General features: G+C 28.5%; 12 protein-coding genes and 1 pseudogene. 10 read left to right on the top strand and 3 right to left on the bottom strand.

Annotation, left to right across the window (positions count from 1 at the left end):
- Positions 1-23: 23 nt before the first annotated feature.
- The 3 genes from cas7i to cas6 all read right to left on the bottom strand — a co-directional run bounded on the left by cas7i (position 24) and on the right by cas6 (position 3,408).
- Positions 24-1,067 carry a type I-B CRISPR-associated protein Cas7/Cst2/DevR gene (gene cas7i / locus GSH73_RS13175; protein WP_014757525.1) on the bottom strand — a complete coding sequence of 348 codons (1,044 nt, stop codon included), beginning with the start codon at positions 1,065-1,067 and terminating at the stop codon, positions 24-26.
- A 106-nt stretch (positions 1,068-1,173) separates the two neighbouring features.
- Positions 1,174-2,607: a hypothetical protein gene (locus GSH73_RS13170; RefSeq protein WP_014757526.1), complete on the bottom strand. Its 1,434-nt coding sequence runs from the start codon at positions 2,605-2,607 to the stop codon at positions 1,174-1,176.
- Positions 2,608-3,408: a CRISPR-associated endoribonuclease Cas6 gene (cas6, locus tag GSH73_RS13165; RefSeq protein WP_014757527.1), complete on the bottom strand. Its 801-nt coding sequence runs from the start codon at positions 3,406-3,408 to the stop codon at positions 2,608-2,610. It abuts the gene before it with no gap.
- Between the two features lie 443 nt (positions 3,409-3,851).
- On the opposite strand from cas6, the gene GSH73_RS13160 reads away from it, so the two are divergent.
- The 10 genes and pseudogenes from GSH73_RS13160 to GSH73_RS13115 all read left to right on the top strand — a co-directional run bounded on the left by GSH73_RS13160 (position 3,852) and on the right by GSH73_RS13115 (position 14,545).
- A complete protein-coding gene (locus tag GSH73_RS13160) occupies positions 3,852-5,234 on the top strand; it encodes an ATP-binding protein (protein ID WP_014757528.1) in 1,383 nt (460 codons plus the stop codon).
- Between the two features lie 475 nt (positions 5,235-5,709).
- Positions 5,710-6,063, top strand: coding sequence for a zinc ribbon domain-containing protein (locus GSH73_RS13155; RefSeq protein WP_014757529.1), 354 nt, complete (start codon positions 5,710-5,712; stop codon positions 6,061-6,063).
- A 501-nt stretch (positions 6,064-6,564) separates the two neighbouring features.
- A complete protein-coding gene (locus GSH73_RS13150) occupies positions 6,565-7,515 on the top strand; it encodes a DUF4351 domain-containing protein (RefSeq protein ID WP_014757530.1) in 951 nt (316 codons plus the stop codon).
- 25 nt (positions 7,516-7,540) lie between these two features.
- Positions 7,541-8,431: a DUF4351 domain-containing protein gene (locus tag GSH73_RS13145; RefSeq protein ID WP_014757531.1), complete on the top strand. Its 891-nt coding sequence runs from the start codon at positions 7,541-7,543 to the stop codon at positions 8,429-8,431.
- 112 nt (positions 8,432-8,543) lie between these two features.
- Entirely contained in the window at positions 8,544-9,803 is a 1,260-nt protein-coding gene (locus GSH73_RS13140) for an O-antigen ligase family protein (RefSeq protein WP_014757532.1), read from the top strand.
- A gap of 248 nt (positions 9,804-10,051) precedes the next feature.
- The gene (locus GSH73_RS13135) at positions 10,052-10,957 is read left to right on the top strand and encodes a glycosyltransferase family 2 protein (protein ID WP_014757533.1); all 906 of its coding nucleotides are present in this window, start codon (positions 10,052-10,054) and stop codon (positions 10,955-10,957) included.
- 16 nt (positions 10,958-10,973) lie between these two features.
- Positions 10,974-12,062 carry a glycosyltransferase family 4 protein gene (locus tag GSH73_RS13130; RefSeq protein ID WP_014757534.1) on the top strand — a complete coding sequence of 363 codons (1,089 nt, stop codon included), beginning with the start codon at positions 10,974-10,976 and terminating at the stop codon, positions 12,060-12,062.
- A 122-nt stretch (positions 12,063-12,184) separates the two neighbouring features.
- Positions 12,185-12,803, top strand: a pseudogene (locus GSH73_RS13890) (transposase); the annotation flags it as partial.
- Positions 12,804-12,888: 85 nt separating this feature from the next.
- Positions 12,889-14,016 (top strand): glycosyltransferase family 4 protein, encoded by a 1,128-nt coding sequence (locus GSH73_RS13120; protein ID WP_233432512.1) that lies wholly within the window; start codon positions 12,889-12,891, stop codon positions 14,014-14,016.
- Entirely contained in the window at positions 13,988-14,545 is a 558-nt protein-coding gene (locus tag GSH73_RS13115; protein ID WP_014757536.1) for a hypothetical protein, read from the top strand. Before GSH73_RS13120 ends, GSH73_RS13115 begins: the two co-directional genes overlap by 29 nt.
- Positions 14,546-14,726: the final 181 nt, after the last annotated feature.

The raw sequence follows: 14,726 nt of genomic DNA, 5'->3' as shown, positions 1-14,726 counted from the left end.
TCGTACATATCTTAAAAAAGCTGCTAATTACTATCAGCGTGGCAGTAAAAGGCACATATTTCTTCTTCAAATTTGTCAATTACATTTTTTACAATGTCATTTACAACTTCTATTTTTTCCTCGCTCATTTCCTTAATAAATCTGTCAATTTCTGTTTGCAGACTGTCAAGATATCCTTCATTTCTCCCGATATAAACTTTTGACTTTAAATCATCTTTATAGGCTGAAAGCATTTTTTTCAATACCTCAAAATTAACCTTAAATCCGCTGCCATATTCACCAGATTCATGTATTACATTAGCCAGAATATTATTACCGCTCTCAACAATAACAAGAATAATGAACTGCGGTGCAATATTTTCAAAGTTATTTGTCAGTTTAGCACCACCCTGAATATAGTTCAGAGATTTTAAATATTCGCTTATTCTTTTTGCCCTTTCTTTGGCAGTTAAAACAACCACCTTATTTTCTTTGTCAACCTTATGAATAATTTCTTTATACTCTTCTTCTTCATCATATTTTTTAATTAAATCATCGTTGATATTTTGGTAACCGCTTTTGTTACGTGCTTCAAATCTGCCGACAGTGTCTAAATCAATGTTAAATTTCCCTTTAAAATGGGTTTTATAGATTTCGTACTGGTAAATCATATTGTCACCTTCAGTGCTGGTGGTGTTGAATGATTCTAAAATTTCAACGCCGTTTACCGATATCAGGTGCGAAAATTTAAATGGTGCTATCCTTGATAAACCTTGATCGGTTTCCATATAACCTCTTAAGTCTTGATCAACATATTTTACAGGATCAACTTCGTAATTAACTTTTTTGCCTTCTTTTGTTTTTATAGAGTATTTTGCTTTAAATTTATCCATATGCGTTGCCTGAATAAAGTGATTGTAAGACTGTGCAGATACTAAAACATAGGTTTTGCGGTGACCGTTTGCATCATATGTCACAATTTTCTTTGTTCTGGTAATAGTGGTTCCATCTCCCTTTTTGTCATTTTTCAGGTTATTTAAAGCTCCGGCGTCTACATTAAACATAAAAATCCCTTGTGCAAAATTCATAAGATATTCCTCCTCGTATGATTATTTTTGCAGACAATAAATTTGTTTCACATCTTAAAATTTAAGTTTCCTTGAAGCCTTTTAATCATTCTGTTTAAATATTTATTTAGAATACACTGTCATCGGCACTTTCATATTCCAAATCATTATCAATTTCACCATCTAAATCATCAATATTAGAGACGAACTTTTCATTCGTCAGCAACTCATATATCCTTGCTATAACAATTAACTTTAACATCCGCCAATCGTATGACTCGTTCATAATTACATCAAAAAATTCTTTCGCGCTGTCGAAAGGCTTTTTTAATTCCGCAAGTATTTTTTCCACTTCACCGGGTCCATGGTTTTTTGTCAGTTTCCAGCCTTCTGTAACGGTTCTTCTGTAAATATCCACTATTTCTCTGGCAAATTCATGACGGCTGTCAGCGTTTTCTAGATATTTAATCTTTCTGAAATTGGCATTTGATTTTTTGTAAAATTCCGTCAACCTTTCAGCTAACTTAAAACCATAGTCAATAATATTTTCTGGCATACCCAGTACCTCCTTGAAATAAAGTTTAATAAAATCTAACGAAAAGTTTTTAAAAAGCCATACTCCAAAAGTTTTGAGAGTTTTCTTGCCAAGCAGAAAATTTATATCGCTTAAAAAGATTCTATACGCTGGAAAGTAGCCGTATTCCAGCGTGTTAATTTTTGAAATATCTTTTTTGAATTTTATGTCTCTTGCCACCTCTAATATAAAACCGATATTTCTGTCCGGAAGTCTTATAATTTTTAAATCATTTCCTACATCGCGGTTATCATTGTTAAAAATGTAGATATCAACACTTGTTCTGTACCGGTTACTTTGGTTGTTCTGAGAGTATTCTGATAATGCTTTATAAACGACCTTATACAAATCATTTTCATTTTTAAACTTTATTAAATTATTGTTTTCAGTATAAACTATATCTATTATACTTTCATAAATTTCCTCATCATCAGTATGAAAAGCAGCATAGCCTGTTGTTTTGTTGTTTTCATCCATAACGGTTTTAAATAATCCGAACGGCATTACTGTTAAGAAAAATGTACATCTTGTACACCCGAGAAACTCTTTTTTATGAAAAAATTTGGCATTCCAGTTTGTACCGCTGACGTAATACGGCATAAATGTTCGATCCAATGGATATGCTCCTTCATGTTGCCCACATAAACTGCATTTGGTGCCATTACTTTCTTCACTTGCATTCCCGTCAAGCAGTTTGGCATACTCTTCGCTTAAATCAATTATCAAGTCTCTGTTTTTGATTTTGAATAAATTTTCCGCAGACTTATAACGAATCGGGTTTCTCGTAATAATAAATAGCAATTCTTTTTGCAAAGTTTTCCAATCATCAGGATTGTTTATATAATGGCCTCTTATTTGATTAGCAAATGTTCTTACATCATTTCCTGTAATAGTTGTAATTGTTCCACCGTTTTGCGCTTTAAGCCATGATTTAAAATAAGCTATACCAACATCTACCAAATAAACACCACTGTAATCAATAGACACTTATACCCTTCCCCCTTTTATTTTTAATTTTTTACTAATAAAGCCAAAGCCCATCATATTTTTTTCTCCGATTCCTGAGTAATAGACCATTTCTATAACTTCAATTGGAGCTTTAATTGTAAATGGAGCTAATTCTCCGTAAATCCGCTGATCACAGTAGGTAATAAGTTTTGAATGTTTTGCGGCAGTAGCCATATAACTTTCATCAAAGCTAAAATCAAAATCATTTAAATCAATTTCATTCCCATAAAAGGCACTGTACTTTTCCTTTAAATTTTGTTTTAATGCTTCTTTGAATTTCTCTCGATCATCAAGATAGCGCAGGTATTTTGCCTTTCCGGTCGAATGATCTTTAACACTTAAAACTAACGGTGTATCAAGATAAAACATTTCTTCGGTTTTAAATCGCAGTTCCGGTAAGATTTTTACTTCTTCAAAGTTAAATTCCGCTTCGCCGATTTTTATTTTTTCATTTTTATACAAACCAAGAATAAAATTATCCAAAAATCCTTTAACAAGTGACCTTACCTTAATCGTTACAAACTTACCAACTGAGATAATACCGTTTTCTTTTAAGGTAAAATCAGAAAAATACGGGCGGGAAAAACATACTCCTTTAAAACTTTTTTTGCTTTTTTTAAAACCAACTTCATGAAGTTCCCGCGAAAACTCCGGCGAATTGCTTGCAAGAGTCTCGTAAATGAATTTTGTTAATGAATAATTAATTTCATCAAGAAGAATATTTTGTTCTTTTTTTGCAGTTCCCGTTATCCTTAAACTTTTTTTGTCGCCAATCTGCATTTTTCTTACCTCCCAATATTGGTTCTACCTATTTTCCCCTGTAAACAAAAACGAAAATTTTTATAACTCAAATAATTTGAGACTACCTACAAATAAACTAAAACCAAAATAGGTTACTATTAAAGTAACATAAATTTACCATATTGTCAATATAAATTATTGAATTTAGAAAATTTTTAATGCAAGAAAGAATTTGGAGAATTATATAGAATTATCATATAAAGTTGTTGCATTAGGCAGTGAGGTTTTAGCCGGGTCTTTGACGGTTTAATAGACATTGAAATTAGTAAAAGCCTTGAGAACAAGGCTTTTTTTATTAAAAAATAGTCAAATTAGATTAGAAAAATATTGGAATTTTTATATTAATGTGATATAGTATTATTAACTTTATAATTACTAACTTTAAAGTTACTAACTTATAAGTTAATCATTGAGGTGTAATTATGTTTATTGGCAGAGAATATGAACTTAATACTTTAAACAAACTTTACAATGAAGATAAATTTCATTTTATAGTTATGTATGGCAGAAGGCGTGTTGGGAAAACTACATTGCTGACTGAATTTTGTAAAGATAAACCATCAATATTTTTTGTTGCTGAAGAGTACAATGATAAAATTGCTCTTGAATCTTTCTCAGATAAAATACTTTCATATTTTGGACTGAATGAAATGGTAAGCAGGTTTGAATCCTGGGAAAAAGCTTTTTTGTTTTTAGGCCAGAAAGCTAAAAATGAGCGATTAGTCCTTGTGATAGATGAATTTCCTTATATCGTTAATTCAAATAAAAGTATTCCTTCGATACTTCAAAATTTAATTGATCACTATTTAAAAGATACAAAACTTTTCTTGATCATCTGTGGATCTTCTATGAGCTTTATTGAAAAAGAAGTATTAAGCTATAAAAGCCCATTATACGGGAGAAGAACGTCGCAATTAATAGTCGAACCATTTGACTTTTTTGACAGCAGAAAGTTTTTTCCAAACTACAGCTTCGAAGAACAAGTTATAGCGTACGGTGTTTTAGGTGGTATTCCTCAATATTTAAGTATTTTCGATGATAAATATAATGTATATGAAAATATTAAGACGAAAATATTGGATAAATCATCATATCTTTACGAAGAACCAAAATTATTACTAAGGCAAGAGGTAAGAGAACCTGCTTTGTACAACTCAATAATAGAAGCAATAGCCACAGGAAGCAGCAAATTAAATGAAATATCTACAAAAGTAAGCGTTGATACTGATAAGTGCTCTAAATATATTTCTACATTGATAGATCTAAAAATACTCGAAAGAATTACCCCTGTAGAACTAAAAGCTAAAAGCAGAAAAAGCATATATAAGATCAAAGATAATTTCTTTAGATTCTGGTACAGGTTTATTTTTAACAATAAGGCGTTTATAGAGCAAGGACTGCTTGATGAAGTCATTGAAAGTAAAATTAAGCCGTCAATGAATGATTTTTTGGGATTAGTGTACGAAGAAATATGTACTGATTATCTTAAAATTTTAAATAAGAATAAGAAGCTTCCATTTATTTTTGAAGAAATAGGTAAATGGTGGGGAAACAATCCGTATAAAAAACGTGAAGAAGAGATTGATATTGTTGCTATCAATAATGATAATATAATATTTGGAGAGTGTAAATGGCAAAATCAAAAGATAGACATGGCTGTTTTAAATGACTTAATAGAAAAAAGTGCATTATTTGACTATCCGAATAAGTACTATATTTTATTTTCAAAAAGTGGTTTCACCAGTGAAGTGGCTAATTTTGCATCATATAGCAATAATATTATTTTGATAGAAAGCTTTGATTAGGAGGTTTTGATATGACCGTTGAAGAACTTCTAAGGCTTTTTGAAGCAAGCGGAAGTCTTCATTATCTTATGATGCGATGACAGTACATACAGCAATCATATTTACCAGATATATGATGCTCGCACTAGAGAACCGTCCTAAAGAACCGTCGATCTTCCCAAAGAACTTAAGGAAAGACTTTCGAAGTGTGTATAATTGCGTGAATTACTATTACTTTTTTCTGGCAAAGTATTAAGTTTTCAGGGAACAGAACAATTATTTATGTGCGAAGTTTAAGAAGATTATTTATAAACCAGTCTATAGAAAAAAACCGTCTGTTTCATAAAATTAATAAATTAGCAAAAGCACAAAGGATATCAGGCATAGGCAGAAAGCCTAACCTATGGAGAAAAATAAACAACATCAAAAATCAGATTATTGATGATACAGTCCATCAAATAATAGAATTTGCAAAAAATATAAAGCCGACGTAATAGTGTTTGAGTATTTAGGAAAATTAAACTCAAAAGGCAATTATGTACGAAAAATGAGAATAAAACTGCAATACTGGGCAAAACAAAAAATACATGAAAAAGTATGTGACATAGCACACAGCTATGGAATAAGAGTATCATGGATCAATCCTAAAAACTCATCAGCATTAGCATTTGTTGGTATAGGAAAAGTGATAAGGAGTAACAAAAAAGATATATGTGAGTTCACAACAGGCAAGAAATATCATGCGGATTTAAATGCATTGTACAATATAGGTGCAAGGTATTTCATAAGAGAAATATTAAATCCTCTTTCTGAAAAGGAGAGGTCGCAATATCAGGCAAAAGATAGGTAGTTCTACTGTTAATGCAGTAAGAAGCACCATCTATAACACTTTGTGTTTAGATGGGGAGGCTTCACGAATAGACAATATTCAATAAAAATGGCTTATAAGGAACTACGAATCAAAAGGCCACGGGTTCGAATCCTGTCGGGCGCACCAGTAAAATAGCGTATTCGAGGGTATCGAAGAAAAAGTCGATACCCTTTTTGATTGCGAGTTAAAAGTTGGATCAAAAAATAAGATTAGCTTTTGAGAGAAAATATAAATCAACTATTAGTGATGATGAGTCAAAAAATTGTTTTTAAAAGAAGGATTTTCAAAATTTATGTCGAATAAATTTAAGAGTAGTAATAATATCCAGTAACATTTATGCTGATGTTTCGGCACTCATAAATATTACTGGTGATCATAGAAGCTTTGTAAGCGGAGGCGGTGAATTTCATTCACTGGTGTCCGTATGGCGAAGCTATGTCTATTTTAAGGAAAATGTGATATAATTTAAGGAGAAATAAAATGAATGATTGGCACAGTGATTTTGTAACAGCCATAAGAGAAGAGCTAAAAGATGAAAAAGTTGAAATAAAACAAGAAGAATATTTATCAAAAGAGCCTTTAAGAATAGATGTCATAATAATAAAAAAAGAAAAAGATGGAAAAATAAACAAGAGAGTAGGACAAATATTTAAAAGATACAATATACTAGAGTACAAATCTCCAGATGATTATATATCAATAGATGATTATTTCAAAGGTTTAGGTTATGTATATCTATATAAATCAATAATGAATGCTTACGATAAATCACGAAAAGAAGTTGATGACATAAAGATAGATGAATTAACATTGACATTTGTATGTAGCAATCTTCCGAAAAAACTCATATCGTTTTTAGCAGAGCATAAAATCAAATTAGACAATTTTGATAATGGCATTTATTATATAGATAATGAATGGATACCGGTACAAATAATAGTATTGTCTGAGTTAGATAATGTAGAGGAAAATTATCCATTGATGGTTTTATCAAATAACATGTACTTTAGAAATGCAATAGAAAAAGTGTTCTCCAGTATAAATGAAGCAAAAGAATACGACAATAAAATAAGATTAATTGAAGCGGCATTTAGAATAGATCCAGGCATAGTTTCGGAGGTGATTAAGATGTATGCAGACAGATTAAGTGAAGAACAAAGGAGATATGTAATAAACAACTTAAAGGAAGCAAATTTCAAAATATATACTGAAGAAGAATTAAAAAAGAGTATGGAAGAGGGCATGGAAAAAGGTATAGAAAAAGGTATAGAAAATCTCGTTATAAGATTGTTGAAGAAAAAATTTAATGATATACCTGAAAAGTATTTAAGGTTAATCGAAAATGCGGATGAAAAAACATTGCTTCAATTAGCAGACAACATATTTGAAATTAATAAGATAGAAGATATAGAGAAATACATTGTAAATTAATATTATTGATAAGAGGAGAAAAAGGGTGAAGGATAATAATTTAGACATATCTTATCAGAATAACGATATAATATTAAAATCAATGGCATGGGAATTTAAAGATAAATCGCTTAAGTTTTATGGGATAAATGTACCTAAAATAGTAACAGTTATACCAGCGAACTTGCCGTCAATTGAAGTCAAAGAAGATAGACTGGATTTTATATTTCTATTGGAAGATGACTCATTGCTGCATATGGAATTTCAAACGACAAACAAAAAAGCCGATATAAAAAGATTTTTGCAGTATGACACAAGGCTTTATAGTAAATATGAGAAAACAATAAGAACTGTTGTAATATATTCTGGTAAAATAGAAGAAGCGATTAGTAGATTAGACATTGGATCAATAATATATAATGTAGAACAAGTATTTTTAGCAAAATATGATGGTGACAAAATATATGAAGAATTGAACGAAAAAATTGACAAAAAACTACGATTGACAGATATAGATAAGCTAAATTTAATATTTTTGCCGCTGATGGGAAGCAAAAAAAGCAGTGATGAGATGGCAATAGATGCGGTAGAACTTGCGAAAAAGATAGAAGATGAAGATGAAAAGACATATATAATTGGTGCATTGATAGGAATAAGCGATAAATTTCTGACAGAGGAATATAAAAATAAGTTGAAAGGAGCGATAAAAATGACTAAGATAGCCGAAATGTTAATACAAGAAGGTAAAGCTGAAGGCAAGGCTGAAGGTAAAGCTGAATTAATAATAAAACAATTGAAAAAAAGATTTAACAAAATACCAGAATTTTATGTAAAAAGGATGTATGAATTAAATGTAGATAAATTAGAAAAGATAGGTGAGAATATATTTGATATAAATAAGATAGAAGACCTAGATAAATACTTTAATGATAATTAGATTGATAAAAAGGTGATTAAGCCTTTTATTTTTTTACAAAAATATTAAAAGAATTATACGAAATCATAATTTAGGATAATTGGGTGGATGAAAATCTGGAGGAAAAATAATTATGAATAAATTGGTAAATATCTTATATTTTTTATGGGTTTTTTTGATGTTACAGGCAGACTTAAAAGTTACAGTAAATCCTTATATTGATTGGTTTTTTACTTTTGTTTTGTTTGTACCAGTTATCATGTTTAATATTAAAAAATTAAAAATAAGCTTTAAGAAATATTATATAATTCTTTTACCATCTAATTTGTTAATTATTTCAATGTTGTTATCTAGTTTTAATAGTAGTATTCAAATTAATAATATTTTTCAAAGTATAAAATTAATTTTATTGTTTTTCGTAATTTTTCCAATACTTAATTTAGATGACAATTACGAGAAAATATCGTTTGATGCTTTTATTTTGTCTTCAATTGTCAATTTTGGTTTAATAATAGTTGGAAAGTTATTTTTAAAATCTGTAGCTTGGGAAGCTGCATATCTAAGGTATGGAACAATTTTTAATATGCCGGGTTCGTTATATAAACCGGGTATATTTATATTACCGTATGTATTATATATTATACTGAATAAATTTTCTGTCAATTATTTGATATTATTAATTACAGCGTGTGGGCTTATATTTTTTGATGGTTCAAGATCAGGATTTATAGGATTAATATTTGCAACATTATATATAATTATGATTTATTTGTCTGAGAATGTTAAATTTCGTAGTATAAATATAAAAAAGTTGAATTATTATATTATTTTAAATACTATTTTTATAATATTATTAATTGCTATTATTAATGAAAATTTGATACCAGGATTAGATAGAATCGATATGTTTTTAAATAAAATATATAATTATGGATTAATAAGTGGTACAATACATTCAGATCCAGTGCGATATCAAATGATACAGAAAGCAATAAATCATATAACAAGTTCTCCAATAATTGGTAATGGTTTTGGTGTGACTAATGTTAAAGGTACAGTAATACATAATACTTATTTACAATCATGGGCTGATATGGGTATTTTAGGTTTTATTTCATTGATTTTATTGTACTTTTCATGGCTTTTGATTTTACCAAAAGTTATAAATAAAATAAGATATATCAAGGATTTTAGATATCGAGGGTTAATTTATAATAGTATATTTTCATTGTTTTTATATGATTTATTAGGCCTTTTTCATCCAATGAGTGTGGAACCATCAGAATGGATTACTTTTTTTGTCCCGTACACAATTTTTATAAATTATTATTGGAAAGAAATATATGATAAGTCTTCAAAAAGCATTAATATCTGCGATAGCAGTAGTATTTAATATTATGTACAAATTAGGAATTAAATAATAGCAAAAAAGTTTATCAAACATTAAAGAAAATATTTTTAAGCATTGAAATAATTTTATTTTTTAAAGCTTTTTTATTATATAGATATCATCTTGGGAGGTATAAATGGGTATGATATAACAATATAAAGAATATTAAAAATTAAACTCACCATTAATGATTCCTGTATTTTCGTATGATGTTCTTATGAGAAAAATTAAGAAATATAAAGGTGAATATCATGAATAAACAAATTGATTTTTCAATAGTTATTCCGACGTATAACAGATCTAATTTGTTAAAACGTGCAATTAATTCAATATTGAATCAAACATATAACAATGGAAAGATTGAGATTATAATTATTGATAATAATTCTGAAGATGATACTAGAGACATGATTGAAAAATATTATTCTGATATCAAATATTTATGCAATAAAGAAAATAGGGGGCCAGGATATGCGAGAAATAGAGGATTAGTAAACTCAAGTTATAATTGGGTTTTAATGTTAGACGATGATGATGAATTAGTGAATGGTGCTTTAAATATAATTTATGATAAACTAAATAGTATAAATAATCTCGACAAATATCCGGTATATAATTTCGCTTGTTCGAATGGATTTATACTGAAAGATTTTATGATATTAAATTTTTCTGATTATGTTAATAATGTAATAAAAGGTGATTTTACACCCATATTTAACAAAAAAATGATATTATCAGAAAATCTAAAATATCCAGATACTATAGTTGGCGGAGAATCCTTTTTGTGGTATAAAATAGCATATAAATACGGAATACCAACATGGTCGAATGTTGTTTGTCTATTGCATGATGATGCTCCAATTAGATTAACAAGGAAAGAAAGTCAAATAAAGTTTGCGAGTGAACATGCCTTATTGCAAGAACAATACATCAACTATTTTGGCGATTTATATAAAAAATATAATGTTGATGAATTACATAAAAGGTATTTTGCAGCATCAATTTATTTCTTACTATCAAATAATAGGCAGAAAGCAAGGAGATATATTTTAATTAATATTAAAAATAAAAAGTATTTTATGGTGTCGATTTTATTGCTAATTATTTCTTATTTTCCTCTTAATGTTATTGTATTTTTATACAAGATATTTAGATAATTGTTGCGAGGTTGATATGATGAAAATTTTACACATTATTAACAGTTTAAATATAGGTGGTGCAGAAACATTAATTACAAATTATTTAATTTATGCAAAAAATAATATAAAAACAGATATAAATGATTTGTGTATTTTATACGATTCTGACACCTTTTTATATGATAGATTATTCAGAAATGGGATTACAATATACAATTTAAGATTAAAACATAAATATGATATAGGTGCTATTTTTAAGTTAATTAGACTTATTAATGAAGAAAAGTATGATATAGTACATGTTCATTTATTTCCAGCACTTTATTTTTGTTCAATTGCTTCATATTTTACAAAAAAAATAAATTACATTTTCACAGAACACAGCAATTACAATAGTAGAAGAAAATATATCATTTTTAAGTCAATTGATTATTTTTTTTATAGAAAGTATAGAAAAATAATATGTGTAAGTGATAATGTAAAAAATGAGTTAATTAAATGGTTGCCGTCATTAAATGAAAGATCTGTTGTAATATATAATGGAATTTTAGAAAAAAGAGGTGAAATAAGTTTTATTGAAAAGAATTTTGAATATGATATTTTATTTGTGGGTTCATTAAGGAGTAATGTGAAAGGTGCTGATATATTGTTGATGGCATTAAGACATATAATGAATAAGTTTGATAAAGCTGTAATCGTTGGTGATGGAAAGCTAAAAAATGATTTGATTAATTTGAGAAATAAGTTAGGATTAAAGAATAAAGTGGAATTTCTAGGTTTCAGAGAAGATATTGAAACAATATTAGAAAAATCAAAAGTGTTTGTATTACCTTCAAGGTGGGAAGGATTTGGGCTTGTAATAGTTGAGGCTATGTCAAAAGGGAAGCCTATTATAGCATCTAATGTAGGTGGTATACCGGAAATTATAAAAAATGGTAAAACAGGAATACTAGTGGAGCCAGGGAATGAGTTAGAGTTAGCTAATGCTATTGAGAAATTATTAAATAATAAAAAATATGCGGCGTATTTAGGGGAAAATGCATATAATGATGCTATAAATAGATTTTCAATTGAAACATATGTAAAAAATCTGAGAAAACTATATATGAGTTTAAAAATATAATTTTATTACTATAGATAAAAAAAATTACTGGCATAAACTACTATAATAAACTTACATGAAAAAATTTAATAAAAAATAGAGATAAAGACTCACTTCTATGGTATTAATATGTTGTTGCACTATATGGTTTATCTGATTCATGGTACATAAACAAAAAAGTAATAGAATCACATTTTGAAAGAGGGTACCATCTCATAGGAGCACTAAGAACTAACAGAATTATCTATCCACAAGGCATCAGAATACAGATAAAAGACGTTGCCTAATATATTGAAAAGAACGAAGTTCGTCTCGTTACAGTAAATGGTTCTAGATACTGGGCATATCGTTAGAAGGAGCCTTAAATGGCATAGATAATGCTGTAGTAGTATTGTGCTGGCATGAGAAAGCTTTTAAAAATGAAAATGCTCTACATGCATTTATCTGCACTGATACTGAATTAGATACCGAGACTATTCTAAATTATTACAATCATAGATGGCCTATAGAAATATTCTTTAGGCAGACAAAAAATAATCTTGGACTAAATACATATCAAGTACGCTCAACAAAATCAATAGACAGATTATTATGGCTTATATCATTGACATACGTGTATTGTACGACTAATAGTGCAAATTTGGGCAAGGAATAAAAATGGTTCGCAAAGAGGTACAAAGGCAGCGTATTCAATGGATATATGAACAAGCTAATAGCAATGTGTCTATCGATGAAATTTTAGAACAGCTACGGTTATCATAGGTGTAGTGTATCTATTTAATGGCAATATTTGTTATCGATTTTTCTCATCTATAGTAATCTTATATATTTGGTGGTGATGATACTATTGAAAGACAAAATTTTATTTATAGCAACAGTTGAATCACATATATTAAATTTTCATATTCCTTTTATACAGTATTTTCAAAATAAAGGATGTGAAGTTCATGTTGCGACGAAATTGGGAAATAGACAAGATGAACTGAAAAAATTAGGAATTGTATGTTATGATATTGATTTTGAAAGATCCCCATATTCATTTTCTAATTTAAAAGCACTTAATCAGTTAATAAAGATAATGAGAGAAGATAAATATTCTCTAGTTCATGTTCATACACCTGTTGGTGCTTTTTTAGGACGTTTAGCTGCAAAAATAACAGGGACAAAACCTGTGATATATACTGCTCACGGTTTTCATTTCTATAAAGGAGCATCAATAAAGAACTGGCTTGTTTATTATACCATGGAGCGTTTAGCTGCTCATTGGACTGATGGTCTTATAACAATGAATGATGAAGATTATAATGCGGCAAAGAGATTTAAGCTGAGAAAAAATAACGCAGTATTTTATGTACATGGTGTTGGACTGGATATTGATAAATATAATATGAGTGATGAAAATAAACGAAAACAAACGAGAAAAGCTTTTGGTTTTGATGAGAAAGATATTGTAATATTAACTGTTGCAGAATTAAATGCAAATAAAAATCATAAACAGATATTAGATTCATTGATAAAATTAAAGAGTCTTGACAATGTATATTATTTAATTGTAGGGATAGGTGAATATGAGTGTTACTTAAAAAAGTATGTAAAGGAGAATGGGTTAAGCGGCAAAGTTAAATTATTAGGTTTTAGACATGATATACCAGATTTATTAAATATTTCGGACATATTTGCCTTGACTAGTATGAGAGAAGGCTTACCGAGATGTATAATGGAAGCAATGGCTGCAGGGAAACCAGTTGTAGCAACAGACGTAAGAGGAAATAGAGATTTAGTGAGAGATGGAGTAAATGGCTATTTAGTGCCTTTAGATGATGTAAATGCAACTGTTGATGCTTTGCAAAATTTGAGTGAAAATGAAGATTTAAGAAAGAAGATGGGAGATGAGGGGAGGAAAATTATTCAAGATTACTCTATTGACAAAGTTTTAAAGGAGATGGATGAGATTTATAAAAAATATTATGTGTAAAAATTATGATATTGAAGAAATTGAGATATTAGTAAATAATGCTTTAGATAGGCTGTACTATAATGATAGGTATTTATTAGAGCATGATGTTAATGAACTTTCAATAACGCATAAACTTGCAAGATATTTAGAAGATATATTTTTTTATTATGATGTGGATTGTGAATACAACAGAATCGGAGACATTGCAAAAAGATTAAATAGAAATTTATATGAGAAATATAAAGGAATTTTAGGATACAAAATAGATAATATTTTAAAAGAAAAAAATAATGATAAGCTAGCAAAACCTGATATTATTTTACATAAACGTGGCAGAAATGATCAAAATTTATTAGCAATAGAAGTAAAGAAATCAGATAATAAAGACGATAATTATGATAGACTTAAGCTGATAATATATACAGATAAAGATTATGGCTTAAATTATAAATATGGGTTATTTATAAAATTGGACAAAGATAATAAATTGTGTTGGTTTAGTGATGGCAAATGTATATCATATGGTAAATGTATATCATTAGTGTAGACATTTTGAAAATTATAAATAACTATTTCATATATAATAGAAGGAAAATATAGTTGTATGTCGAATATATCAATAAGTTATAAATGCAGATTTTATAATGATTTTTAGTTAGCGGAAAGTTTTATGAAACAAATGGATATATTGTTCATAAAAGTATTCAGGTTTTTACTATATAAGATTA

Origin of the sequence: Thermoanaerobacterium aotearoense (assembly GCF_009905255.1) — a bacterium.
Lineage (GTDB): Bacteria > Bacillota > Thermoanaerobacteria > Thermoanaerobacterales > Thermoanaerobacteraceae > Thermoanaerobacterium > Thermoanaerobacterium aotearoense.
The sequence above is the reverse complement of the archived record's forward strand: the minus strand, read 5'-3'. Positions and strand labels throughout refer to the sequence as shown.

What these genes read in the sequence shown, in the direction of transcription:
- cas7i (WP_014757525.1), bottom strand. Translation starts at nt 1,067, where the DNA reads ATGAATTTTGCACAAGGGATTTTTATGTTTAATGTAGACGCCGGAGCT.
- GSH73_RS13130 (WP_014757534.1), top strand. Translation starts at nt 10,974, where the DNA reads ATGATGAAAATTTTACACATTATTAACAGTTTAAATATAGGTGGTGCA.
- GSH73_RS13160 (WP_014757528.1), top strand. Translation starts at nt 3,852, where the DNA reads ATGTTTATTGGCAGAGAATATGAACTTAATACTTTAAACAAACTTTAC.
- GSH73_RS13150 (WP_014757530.1), top strand. Translation starts at nt 6,565, where the DNA reads ATGAATGATTGGCACAGTGATTTTGTAACAGCCATAAGAGAAGAGCTA.
- GSH73_RS13140 (WP_014757532.1), top strand. Translation starts at nt 8,544, where the DNA reads ATGAATAAATTGGTAAATATCTTATATTTTTTATGGGTTTTTTTGATG.
- GSH73_RS13115 (WP_014757536.1), top strand. Translation starts at nt 13,988, where the DNA reads ATGAGATTTATAAAAAATATTATGTGTAAAAATTATGATATTGAAGAA.
- cas6 (WP_014757527.1), bottom strand. Translation starts at nt 3,408, where the DNA reads ATGCAGATTGGCGACAAAAAAAGTTTAAGGATAACGGGAACTGCAAAA.
- GSH73_RS13135 (WP_014757533.1), top strand. Translation starts at nt 10,052, where the DNA reads ATGAATAAACAAATTGATTTTTCAATAGTTATTCCGACGTATAACAGA.